We start from the raw sequence: 10,183 nt of genomic DNA, 5'->3' as shown, positions 1-10,183 counted from the left end.
AGTCGACGCGGAGCGTCGGTGACCGACGACAACGCCGCAGATGCGCGTGCCAGGCCCCGCGTCTGTGGGCTGATCCAAACGACAGGCCCTAGGCCACGTCGGTCAGCTTGGGCATCTCGCCCTCGGTCTTCGTGGTGTCGATCACCGAGAAGCTCGCGCCCTGCGGGTCGCTGATCGCCGCGAACCGGCCGAACGGGGTGGTCATGGGGCCGAACCGCAGCACGCCACCCAGCTGGGTGGCCTTCGCCACGGCCTCGTCGCAGTCGTCGACCGTGAAGTAGACGTTGATGTACGGCTGCACCTCGGGCGGGAACTCCTCGGTCATCTTCATCCGGCCGAGCACGGTGCGCTCGCCCAGGTCGTAGACCCGGAAGTCCATCTCGCCGTCCTCCATGTCCCGCTGCCGGTAGGAGAACACGGCGGGGAAGAACGCGTCGGACTTCTCAGGCTCGCGGGTGAAGACCTCCGCCCAGGTGTAGGCGCCGGGTTCGGCCATCGCCTGGAAGCCCTCGTGGGTGCCTGCCTGCCAGACGCCGAAGACGACACCGCCGGGATCGCGGGCCAGGCACATGGTGCCGAAGTCGGCGACCCGCATCGGCTCCATCAGCACCTCGCCGCCGTGGTCACGGATCCGGGCGGCGGTGGCGGCCGCGTCCTGGGACGCGAAGTAGAGGCACCACTGCGACAGGCCCTCCTGGCCGGGCATGGGCGGAACGACGGCGGCGACCGCCTTGCCGTTCGCGTAGGCCTCCGTGTAGTTGCCGAACTCCGCCGACGCCTCGGCGAAGGTCCAGCCGAGGACGTCCCCGTAGAAGCTCTTGGCCCCTTCGAGATCACCGAACATCGCGTCGGCCCAGCAAGGGGCTCCTTCAGGTTGCACGGCCATGGCACGGCCCTTCCCGCATGAGTGGAATCATCCGTTTCTTCACGCTAGTCACCCGGGCGCGGACTCGCGCGTCGAGGGCCTTCCGCGACGGACGTCTTCCCCCCGGCGCCCGGTTGTGCTTGCCTGAGTGCCGTTTCGGTGGCCGGGGCGGGAGTTGCCGTATGCGCAAGCCGTGGGTCGTGGGGGTACTGCTGGCCGGGGCGCTCCTCGGCGGGTGCGGGGATCCCGCGTCCGCACCCGAGGAGCCGGCGCCGGCCGCACCGCGCGCGTCGGCCACCACCCACCAGCGCGCCCCCGCCTCCCCCGGTCCGGAACCGAAACGGGCGCCCACGGTGCTGTACCTCGGCGACTCGCTCGCGATGGAGGGCCAGAAGGTCCTGGGCGAGGAGTTGCGCCGGGACCTGAAGGCGAAGTACACCGGTGCCCCGTACTCCGGCACCACCCTGTGCGACTACCTGGAGGGCACGGCCGACCGCTCCCTGGTACCGGCCGCCGACAAGGCCGCCGCACTGGTGCGCAGGCTGCGGCCCGACTTCGTGGTCCTGCAGTTCTGGGGGAACTCCTGGGGCTACACACCGTGCATGGACGGCATCACCTACGGCAAGTCCCCGGCCCGGTACTTCGAACGCTACGACGCCGACGCGCGCCGGCTCACGGAGCAGATAGCCGCGGCCGGGGACGGCGGCCGCCCACGGATCGTCTGGGTGTCGCAAGGGCCGGACCCGATCACCCCCGAGCGGGTCCGGCGCGTCAACGCGCTGTACGAGAAGCGTGCCGCCGCCTCGGGCGACCTCGTGGCGGACGCCGGGAAGGCGGTGAGCCCGGCCACCGGCCGCTACACCTGGACGCAGTACCTGCCGTGCACGGCCTACGAGCGCGCCCACCCCGACTTCTGCACACAGCCCGGCCGCGACCGCACGGCCCTGCACCGTGACGACGACTATCTGCACTTCTGCCTGGCCCCCACGACGTCAAAGCCGAAGCCCTGCCCGGTCCGCTCCCCCGGCATCCTGCGCATCGCCCGGGAGATCACCAAAACCGTTCGACAGGCGTCGCGTTGACCGCTCGAAGGGGCGGCGTATGTCACGGCCCCGCGCCGGGTCGACGCGTCGGAGGGCCGCCCCCTGGGGTACCGGGGCGTGCCGCCGGCGACCCGCGCCCCCTTCCCGCGTGAGGCGCTCGGGCGGCTCGCGGGGCGGGGCGACACCGCAGGGGTGACCGGGGTGTGGGAGGAGACCCTGCGGGCTCGGCTCCGGAGCACACCGGGCCGCCGCTCTGGGCCCACGGCGGCGTCGGCGAGGGTGGCCGAGCGGCGTAGGGGCGGAGACGGCTCCGCCCCTGCGTACGGGGACGGGGGCACGTCACTCGCCCGCGTACGCCCTCTCCAGCGTGGCGATGTCGAACTTGCTCATCGCCATGAACGCCTGGGTGACGCGGGACGCCTTCGCCGGGTCCGGGTCGCTGATCATCTCGGAGAGCCGGTCCGGGACGACCTGCCAGGACACGCCGAACCTGTCCTTGAGCCAGCCGCAGGGGCCCGGCTCGCCGCCGTTCTCGGTGAGCCTGGTCCAGTAGTAGTCGATCTCCTCCTGGTTCTCGCAGAAGATCATGAAGGAAGTGGCCTCGGTGAACTTGAACTGAGGGCCGCCGTTGAGCCCGAGGAACCGGTGCCCGTTGGCCGTGAACTCGACCGTCATCACACTGCCGGCGGCCTGGGGCGCTCCCTCGGGGTAGTGGGCGATCTTGCCGATGCTGGAGTTCTTGAAGATCGAGACGTAGTGGTGGGCGGCCTCCTCGGCCTGGCCGTCGAACCAGAGGCAGGTGGTGAAACCGTCGGTGGTCATGAGTCCTCCCGGGTGCGTCGAACGCTGTCACCACTGTCGACCGGTGCTCGCCCCGGAACTCATCGGCCGGGGGCCGGCAAATTCGGATGGCCGCTACACCGTTCGGAACTAGCATCCGGTCATGACGTCTTCGCCCGCCGACAGCGGCATCCGTCCGTTCCGCATCGACGTACCGCAGAGCGACCTCGACGACCTCCACGACCGCCTCGACCGGACCCGCTGGCCGGACGAGCTGCCCGGCGTGGGCTGGACGTACGGCGTTCCGTCGGGCTATCTGCGCGAGCTGGTGCGGTACTGGCGGGACGACTACGACTGGCGGGCCGCGGAGGCGCGGCTGAACGCCTGGCCGCAGTTCACCACCGAGATCGACGGTGCGCGGGTGCACTTCGCTCACATCCGCTCCCCCGAGCCGGACGCCACCCCGCTGATCGTCACGCACGGGTGGCCGGGGTCGATCGTCGAATTCGCGGGCATCGTGGGACCGCTGACGGACCCGGCCGCCCACGGCGGCGACCCCGCCGACGCCTTCCACCTCGTGCTGCCGGCCATCCCCGGCTTCGGCTTCTCCGGCCCCACCCGGGAGACGGGCTGGGAGGCACGCCGGATCGCCGACGCGTGGGCCGAGCTGATGACGCGCCTCGGCTACGAGCGGTTCGGCGCGCAGGGCGGCGACTGGGGGGCGGCCATCTCCCGCGAACTCGGGCGCGTCCACAGCGGCCGGATGATCGGCCTCCACCTCAATCTGCTGCCCGGCGCGCAGGCCGCCGTCGAGCCGGCCGCCGGGGAGCTGGAGGCGCTGAGTCCCGCGGAGCGGGAGCGCACGCTGACCTCGTGGCGGCGGTGGGCGCAGTGGTCACGCGACGGCACGGGCTACTTCCACGTGCAGTCCACCCGGCCGCAGACGCTTTCCTACGCGCTCACGGACTCACCCGTCGGGCAACTCGCCTGGATCGTCGAGAAGTTCCAGGAGTGGACGGACTCGGAGAAGCTGCCCGAGGAGGCCGTCGACCGGGACCTGATGCTCACGAACGTGATGCTGTACTGGCTGACGGGCACGGCCGGTTCGTCGGCCCGGATCTACTACGAGCGCGCCCACGCCCGGGGCGAGAGGATCGCCGCCCCGCAGGAGCCCTCCACCACCCCGACCGCGGTCGCGTCCTTCCCCGGCGACCCCCAGATCCCGCTGCGGCACAAGGCGGAGCGGACGGAGAACGTCGTCCGCTGGACGGAGTTCGACCGCGGCGGGCACTTCGCGGCGATGGAGGAGCCTGACCTGCTGGTCGGTGATGTGCGGGCGTTCTTCCGGCAGTTGCGCGAGAAGGGCTGAGCCCGGGGGCTCTGCCGGTAGCGGATCTGCCGAGGGCAGAGAAACCGTTCGCCGGCATCGTCCGAGGTCAAGAGTGGAGTCGACGGCACATCCCCGACCCGTCCACGGCGCTCGCCGCCACGACGAGGAGAACCGATGACTCCACTCACGACGCTCGCCCCGCGGGCGGAGGAGGGCGACACCCCTCCGACCCGCTTCGACGACCATCTGGCCGCCCAGCTGCTCGCGCAGCGCATCGTGCTGCTGGGCACCCAGGTCGACGAGGTCTCGGCCAACCGGGTCTGCTCCCAGCTGCTCATCCTGTCCGCGGAGGACGCCCACACCGACATCAGCCTGTACATCAACAGCCCGGGCGGCGCGGTGCACGCGGGCCTCGCCATCTACGACACGATGCGGCTCATCCCGAACGACGTCTCGACGCTGGCCATGGGCTTCGCGGCCAGCATGGGCCAGTTCCTGCTGAGCGTCGGCGCGCCGGGCAAGCGCTACGCCCTGCCGAACGCGCGGATCATGATGCACCAGCCGTCGGCGGGCATCGGCGGCACCACCGCCGACATCGAGATCCAGGCGGAGAACCTGGAGTTCACCAAGCGGACCATCGAGCGGATCACCGCCGAACACACCGGACAGAGCCCGGAGACCATCTCCCGGGACGGCGACCGGGACCGCTGGTTCACGGCGGAGGAGGCCAGGGAGTACGGCATGGTGGACCGGGTGGTGGAGTCCCTCGCGGACGTCCGCCCGGCGGCCACCCGGCGCAGGATGGGGCTGCAGTGATGGGTACGTACACGATCCCGAACGTCGTCGAGCGCACCCCGCAGGGCGAGCGGTCCTACGACGTGTTCAGCCGGCTGCTGTCCGAGCGGATCATCTTCCTCGGCACCGAGATCGACGACGGCGTGGCCAACGTCGTCATCGCCCAGCTCCTCCACCTGGAGTCGTCGTCGCCGGAGAGCGAGATCGCGATCTACCTCAACTCTCCGGGCGGCTCGTTCACTTCGCTCATGGCCATCTACGACACGATGACGTTCGTGCAGGCGCCGATCTCCACGTTCTGCGTGGGGCAGGCGGCCTCCACGGCGGCCGTGCTGCTGGCCGGCGGGGATCCGGGGCGGCGGTTCGTGCTGGAGCACTCACGGGTGCTGCTCGGCCAGCCGGCCGCCGGGGGGCAGCGCGGCACGGTGTCCGATCTGGCGCTCCAGGCCAAGGAGATGGTGCGGATCCGCTCCCAGGTCGAGGAGGTGCTGGCGCGGCACACCCACCACGACGTGGCGACCCTGCGGGCCGACATGGACCGCGACAAGGTGTTCACCGCGCAGGAGGCGGTGGGCTACGGGCTGGCCGACGAGGTGCTCAGCCGGCGCCTCGCGAGGGTCTGAGGCGCCGGCCGGCCGGTACGGCTCAGGCCGCCAGGCACATTCCGTCGTGTGAAGAGGTGGACGCGCCGCGGCGACCGCCGCCCGCGTAGCGCGAGGTGAGACGCGTCAGCTCGCCCTGCGCCCTGGTCAGCAGGTCGCCGAGGTTCAGCCCGAGGGCGTGGGCGGCGGCCGCGAGGACCTCCGAGGAGGCCTCCTTGCGGCCCCGCTCCACCTCCGAGAGGTAGGGCATGGAGATCCGCGCCTCGTCGGCGACGTCCTTCAGCGTGCGCTCCTGCGCGAGGCGTTCGCGGCGCAGGACGTCACCCACCAGGTCCCGCCACAGCGGCTCCTTCGCGGCGGGGGCCGGCGGCGCCTGGCGGGGCGGTGCGCCGACGGGACGCGCGCCGTGCGGGCGCAGTGGGATGACTCGGGCTTCGTTCGGCAGGTGGTTGCTCACTTCTCCAGCCTAGGAATCCCGGCCGCCGGGGGAAGGGCCCGGAGTTCCGCCCTGGGTGGAATCATCGCGCGCACGACCGGGACGGGGGCGGAGCGTTACATTCCGCCCCATTTCGCCCATGGGAAAATCGGGGGGCATGGTGCGCGTCGACCCGGGTACCCGCAACTCGGGAGTACCTATGCAGATGTCCGCCGCGACGTTCGGGAGAGGTAATGGAGACCGCCGTGATCCGGTCGAAGGCACAGGTCGTCGAAGAGAACGCAGAGGCCGGCGCGGGTGACGGAGCACTGCCAGGAGTCGTGGACCCGCGGTCCGTGGCCCCGCGGGACGCGAGGCAGTTGTCCCGCCAGTTCTTCCAGCGCCTGACGGAACTCGAAGAGGGAACACACGAGTACCAGTACGCGCGCAACACCCTCATCGAGATGAACATGTCGCTCGTGCGCTTCGCCGCAGGCCGGTTCCGCGGCCGCGGCGACGACATGGAGGACATCGTCCAGACCGGCATGATCGGCCTGATCAAGGCCATCGACCGGTTCGAGCTCTCGCGCGAGGTCGAGTTCACCTCCTTCGCGCTGCCGTACATCGTCGGCGAGATCAAGCGGTTCTTCCGGGACACGACGTGGGCGGTGCACGTGCCCCGGCGACTGCAGGAGCTGCGCGTCGAGCTGGCCAAGGCCCGTGAGGAGCTCGCCAGCCGACTGGACCGCGAGCCGACGGTCGCCGAGCTGGCCACGCTGATGAACATCTCCGAGCGTGAGGTCGTGGAGGGACAGATCGCGGCGAACGGGTACAACTCGTCGTCGCTGGACGCCGCGCTGACCGGGGACGGCCCGGAGGGCGGCGAGGCGGTCCTGGCCGACTTCATCGGCGTGGAGGAGGACGGGCTTCGGCTCGTCGAGGACTTCCACTCGCTCGCCCCTCTCATGGCGGAGCTGAGCGAGCGCGACCGGCAGATCATCCACATGCGGTTCGTGGAGGAGGCCACCCAGGCGGAGATCGGTGAGCAGCTCGGCTGCTCGCAGATGCACGTCTCCCGCCTGATCAAGCGGATCATCACACGGCTGCGCGAGGGCATGCTGGGCGAGCTGGGCTGCGCCTGACAGGGCCGTCCGACCAGCGGGTGCCGTCCCCCATGCGGGAGTGGGGCGGCACCCGCGAAATGCTGTCCGGCTCGCGCGGATGACGCATCTCACCCGGACGGCTCACCCAGCGGCTCCGGCGGAGGAGAGCGGCAGGACGGCACGCACCCGCTTGCCCACCGGCACCCGCTCCACGCTGACCTGCTCCGCGAGCGCGTTGACGATCTCCAGGCCGTGCCGGCCGATGCGCTCGGGGTTGCGGGGGAAGACGCGGGGCAGTGCGGAGCTGCTGTCGTAGACCGACACCGTCACCGCGGCGTCGGTGCCGACGAGCTCCAGGATGTACGGCCCGTTGCTGTGCCGGTCGGCGTTGGTGATCAGCTCGCTCACCACCAGCAGTACGGCGCCGTCGACCCGCTCGTCGATGCGCGCGCACCACTCGGTCCTGAGCTGGTCGAGGAAGAGCGCGGCGAAGGACCGCGCCTCGGCGATGCATCCCTGCTCGCCGGTGTAGTGTGCCGCCCGCCTCAGCGGCTCCACGGGCACGTCGAAACCAGTCGGTATCACTGCCCCGTCCAGGTGGTCGATCATTCTTCTCTCTCCGGGAAGCCGGACTGGCCGGACGCTCTGCACCAGTGCTCGTACCCCGAGCCGGGCTTCACAGTCCTGACAGATTCTCCCCCATTCGATGACGCGGGCATTGTCCCCCCTTCGCGGGGCACCCGGAAAGAATCAGGACCGGCCGAGGGCGGTCGGGCCGGATCGCCGGAGGTGCGCGGTGGCCTGGTGGACATGGCTGGTCGTGGTGATCGCGGCGCTCGTCGCCGTCGCGGCGGTGACGCTCGCCGTGCAGGCGGGGCGACGCTCGGGGACCGTCATCGCGGTCCGGCGCCGCCCCGGCGGGAAGGACCTGCGATGAACGAGCTGCTGGCCGCGCGCAGTCTGACGACCCTCCCGGTGGTCACCCTGGGCGGCGACGCCGTCGCGCAGGTCAAGGACACCGTCTTCGACGCCGCCGCCGGCCGGATCACCGGTTTCACGCTGAGCGGGCGCGGCCTGCTGAGCGGGCCGCTGAAGCAGAGCCTGCCCTGGCCGGCGGTGCATGCGCTGGGCCCGCACGCCGTCATGATCCGCGACGCCCTCGCGCTGCGGGACACCTCCGTCGTGGTGGCCCGCCGCGAGGCGCAGCAGGGCCGGGTGCTGCACGCGAAGGTTCTGACCGACGAGGGCGCCGAGGTGGGTACGGTGCTCGACGTGATCGTCGAGGGCGGCACCAGCGGCCGGGTCGTCGGCTTCCGGATCGTTGCGGCCAAGTCTCTGGTGCAGGGCTCACGACGCCGTCGGCACCGGGTCTACGTGCCGCGCGGCGAAACGCTCGCCGTCTCGGGCCGTGCCCTGGTCATCCCGGCGGACGCCACCCGCTACGTCGCCGACGACCTGCCGGCCTTCGTCGCCCGGGTCGGGGCCTTCCAGGCCGGGCGGGAGGGGTCGGCGCCATGATGCTGTTCTCCGAGGCGCGGGGCCTGCCGGTGCTGACACTGACCGAGGCGGAGGACATCGGCGCGCTGAGGTCGCTGACGGTAGACGCCGTGTCCGGTGTGGTCACGCACGTCCGGGTGCGGGGCCGGCACTCCCGCAAGGAGACCGTGCTGGCCTGGGGTGCCCTGCACGCCGTCGGACCGGACGCGGTGCTGGTCCGCACGGCCGCCGAACCCGCCGAGGTTCCGCCGCACCACGAGCTGCCGGGGCTCAGGATCCTCACCGAGACGGGCGACACGCTCGGCACGGTCCAGGACGTCGCGTTCGAACCGGAGACGGGCCGCGTCGAAGCGGTCGTCACCGCCCACGGTGACCTGCCGGGCGACCGGCTGCTCGGACTCGGTGACTACGCCCTGGTGGTCCGCGCCGCTTGAGCCGGCCGGGTCAGGAGGCCGGGGCCTGCTCCGTCGTGCCACCGCCGGTGTCGCTCCCGGTGTCGCCCCCGGTGTCGCTGTCGGGCGGCGGCTGCTGGGTGTCGGACGACGGCGGCTCGTCCGTAGTCGGCCCCGACGTGTCCGTGTCCGAGGTCGGCGGTTCACTCGTGGGCGGCTCTGACGACGTCGAGTCGGTCGGTGCCGTCGGGGGCGTGGTGACGGTCGCCGTCGGGGACGGCTTGTCGGGCTTCTTCGTCTTGTGGTCCTTCTTGCCCGTGTCGCCCGCTTGGCGCTCGAACCACTCGCCGTCGGGCTCGCACATCACGAAGACGTCGACCGGCTCCGGTGCGGGCGCCACCGCGACGACGTTCGACGCTCTGTACCCCGGCCACGCGTCGCCCGTCGTCTTCGGCGCGCTCTGCTGGGCGACCGGCGGGGTCAGCGGGTTGCCGCACGCGCAGCGCACCCGGGGCACGCCGCGGTCGTCGACGAGGACGGCCGTGCCGGCCTGGAGGACGGCCTGATAGCTGGTGGGGGCGCCGTCCTTGTAGCCGTGGTTGGTGACGCGGGTGTCCATGCGAAGCTGCACGGGAGTGAGCGAACGGAGGTAGGAGGGGACGTCGGACGGCTGGATCCCGGCGACCGAGGCGAAGGCGCGCTGCTTGTCCGGGGCGTCGGCGAAGTACGTGATCTGCTTCTCCACGTCGCAGCTGGCGACGTTGCGCGTGCCGCCGTACAGGCCGGGCGCGTCGCCCTCCACGCCGCGGACGGCGTTCTGCGGCGCCGACTCGGTGGCTCCCGAGGGCGTGACCGGCGAGGCGGAGCTCTTCTCCTCGGCCGTCGACTCGGTGAACTCGTCCGGGCCCGTGTCGGCCGCGGGCTGGAGGAAGACCTCACCGGTGGACGTGCTGGTGCCGCCGTCGGACGCACCGGTACCGCCGTTGTCGGGACGGGAGAGCACCACGGCCAGGACCACGGCGGCCACCACTGCGGTGGCGATGATCGCGACCCGGGGCACGGACCCCCACCACGGGCGGCGGGGCTCCGGCTCCTTGCCGCCTCCGCTCGGCGGCTCCGAGGGCGGGCCGCCGCCCGAGGGCGGCTCGGAGGGACCCGACAGCGGGCCCGAGGGAGGTCCTGTGGGGCGGCCGGACGACGGTGGATCGACGCTCACGAGCTCTTCTCCCGCGTGGGTTCTCTGCGGCCTTCACACACTGCAGGCGATTCGCACCGATGCATGCCGCTTTTTCCACTACGAGCTCATTGTGTGCCCCGGTCCCGGGCGCCCCGCAAGCCGACGCGACGCGGACGGACCTCGC

Annotated in this window: 13 protein-coding genes; 8 read left to right on the top strand and 5 right to left on the bottom strand. The window is 71.6% G+C overall.

Annotation, left to right across the window (positions count from 1 at the left end; all coding sequences use genetic code 11):
• Positions 1-88 precede the first annotated feature (88 nt).
• A complete protein-coding gene (locus ABT116_RS34750; protein ID WP_351642199.1) occupies positions 89-886 on the bottom strand; it encodes a VOC family protein in 798 nt (265 codons plus the stop codon).
• 161 nt (positions 887-1,047) lie between these two features.
• Between ABT116_RS34750 and ABT116_RS34745 the strand changes: the two genes are divergently transcribed.
• Positions 1,048-1,947, top strand: a complete 900-nt coding sequence (locus tag ABT116_RS34745) for an SGNH/GDSL hydrolase family protein (protein WP_351642196.1) — start codon at positions 1,048-1,050, stop codon at positions 1,945-1,947.
• Positions 1,948-2,247: 300 nt separating this feature from the next.
• Here the strand turns inward: ABT116_RS34745 and ABT116_RS34740 are convergent, their stop codons facing one another.
• Positions 2,248-2,730 (bottom strand): VOC family protein, encoded by a 483-nt coding sequence (locus ABT116_RS34740; RefSeq protein ID WP_351642193.1) that lies wholly within the window; start codon positions 2,728-2,730, stop codon positions 2,248-2,250.
• A 121-nt stretch (positions 2,731-2,851) separates the two neighbouring features.
• On the opposite strand from ABT116_RS34740, the gene ABT116_RS34735 reads away from it, so the two are divergent.
• The 3 genes from ABT116_RS34735 (at position 2,852) to ABT116_RS34725 (ending at position 5,436) form a co-directional block, all read left to right on the top strand.
• Positions 2,852-4,057 (top strand): epoxide hydrolase family protein, encoded by a 1,206-nt coding sequence (locus tag ABT116_RS34735; RefSeq protein WP_351642191.1) that lies wholly within the window; start codon positions 2,852-2,854, stop codon positions 4,055-4,057.
• A 135-nt stretch (positions 4,058-4,192) separates the two neighbouring features.
• On the top strand, positions 4,193-4,834 hold the full coding sequence (locus ABT116_RS34730) for an ATP-dependent Clp protease proteolytic subunit (protein WP_142166043.1): 642 nt from the start codon (positions 4,193-4,195) through the stop codon (positions 4,832-4,834).
• A complete protein-coding gene (locus tag ABT116_RS34725; RefSeq protein ID WP_351642187.1) occupies positions 4,834-5,436 on the top strand; it encodes a ClpP family protease in 603 nt (200 codons plus the stop codon). The genes ABT116_RS34730 and ABT116_RS34725 overlap by 1 nt, the downstream gene beginning before the upstream one ends.
• 22 nt (positions 5,437-5,458) lie before the next feature.
• Here the strand turns inward: ABT116_RS34725 and ABT116_RS34720 are convergent, their stop codons facing one another.
• Entirely contained in the window at positions 5,459-5,872 is a 414-nt protein-coding gene (locus ABT116_RS34720) for a helix-turn-helix domain-containing protein (RefSeq protein ID WP_351642184.1), read from the bottom strand.
• 212 nt (positions 5,873-6,084) lie between these two features.
• On the opposite strand from ABT116_RS34720, the gene ABT116_RS34715 reads away from it, so the two are divergent.
• Positions 6,085-6,972 (top strand): RNA polymerase sigma factor SigF, encoded by an 888-nt coding sequence (locus ABT116_RS34715; protein ID WP_298557516.1) that lies wholly within the window; start codon positions 6,085-6,087, stop codon positions 6,970-6,972.
• 102 nt (positions 6,973-7,074) lie between these two features.
• Here ABT116_RS34715 and ABT116_RS34710 read toward each other — a convergent pair whose 3' ends face one another.
• Complete coding sequence (locus ABT116_RS34710; protein ID WP_351642180.1) at positions 7,075-7,542, bottom strand: ATP-binding protein; 468 nt, start codon at positions 7,540-7,542, stop codon at positions 7,075-7,077.
• Between the two features lie 187 nt (positions 7,543-7,729).
• Here ABT116_RS34710 and ABT116_RS34705 point away from each other — a divergent pair, with 187 nt between their 5' ends.
• The 3 genes from ABT116_RS34705 to ABT116_RS34695 are packed head-to-tail and all read left to right on the top strand — an operon-like array spanning position 7,730 to position 8,864.
• Positions 7,730-7,870 (top strand): hypothetical protein, encoded by a 141-nt coding sequence (locus tag ABT116_RS34705; RefSeq protein ID WP_351642177.1) that lies wholly within the window; start codon positions 7,730-7,732, stop codon positions 7,868-7,870.
• Positions 7,867-8,451, top strand: a complete 585-nt coding sequence (locus tag ABT116_RS34700; protein WP_351642175.1) for a PRC-barrel domain-containing protein — start codon at positions 7,867-7,869, stop codon at positions 8,449-8,451. The genes ABT116_RS34705 and ABT116_RS34700 overlap by 4 nt, the downstream gene beginning before the upstream one ends.
• Positions 8,448-8,864: a PRC-barrel domain-containing protein gene (locus tag ABT116_RS34695; protein WP_351642172.1), complete on the top strand. Its 417-nt coding sequence runs from the start codon at positions 8,448-8,450 to the stop codon at positions 8,862-8,864. The genes ABT116_RS34700 and ABT116_RS34695 overlap by 4 nt, the downstream gene beginning before the upstream one ends.
• A gap of 10 nt (positions 8,865-8,874) precedes the next feature.
• Here the strand turns inward: ABT116_RS34695 and ABT116_RS34690 are convergent, their stop codons facing one another.
• Positions 8,875-10,038, bottom strand: coding sequence for a DUF6777 domain-containing protein (locus tag ABT116_RS34690; protein WP_351642170.1), 1,164 nt, complete (start codon positions 10,036-10,038; stop codon positions 8,875-8,877).
• Positions 10,039-10,183 lie beyond the last annotated feature (145 nt).

This window comes from Streptomyces sp. NPDC002130, from assembly GCF_040296465.1.
Taxonomy (GTDB): Bacteria; Actinomycetota; Actinomycetes; order Streptomycetales; family Streptomycetaceae; genus Streptomyces.
Note: the sequence above shows the minus strand (reverse complement) of the source record. Positions and strands in the feature narration are given on the sequence as shown.

Coding starts and splice junctions, on each gene's coding strand:
- ABT116_RS34750 (WP_351642199.1), bottom strand. CDS start 886: ATGGCCGTGCAACCTGAAGGAGCCCCTTGCTGGGCCGACGCGATGTTC.
- ABT116_RS34745 (WP_351642196.1), top strand. CDS start 1,048: ATGCGCAAGCCGTGGGTCGTGGGGGTACTGCTGGCCGGGGCGCTCCTC.
- ABT116_RS34740 (WP_351642193.1), bottom strand. CDS start 2,730: ATGACCACCGACGGTTTCACCACCTGCCTCTGGTTCGACGGCCAGGCC.
- ABT116_RS34735 (WP_351642191.1), top strand. CDS start 2,852: ATGACGTCTTCGCCCGCCGACAGCGGCATCCGTCCGTTCCGCATCGAC.
- ABT116_RS34730 (WP_142166043.1), top strand. CDS start 4,193: ATGACTCCACTCACGACGCTCGCCCCGCGGGCGGAGGAGGGCGACACC.
- ABT116_RS34725 (WP_351642187.1), top strand. CDS start 4,834: ATGGGTACGTACACGATCCCGAACGTCGTCGAGCGCACCCCGCAGGGC.
- ABT116_RS34715 (WP_298557516.1), top strand. CDS start 6,085: ATGGAGACCGCCGTGATCCGGTCGAAGGCACAGGTCGTCGAAGAGAAC.
- ABT116_RS34710 (WP_351642180.1), bottom strand. CDS start 7,542: ATGATCGACCACCTGGACGGGGCAGTGATACCGACTGGTTTCGACGTG.
- ABT116_RS34700 (WP_351642175.1), top strand. CDS start 7,867: ATGAACGAGCTGCTGGCCGCGCGCAGTCTGACGACCCTCCCGGTGGTC.
- ABT116_RS34695 (WP_351642172.1), top strand. CDS start 8,448: ATGATGCTGTTCTCCGAGGCGCGGGGCCTGCCGGTGCTGACACTGACC.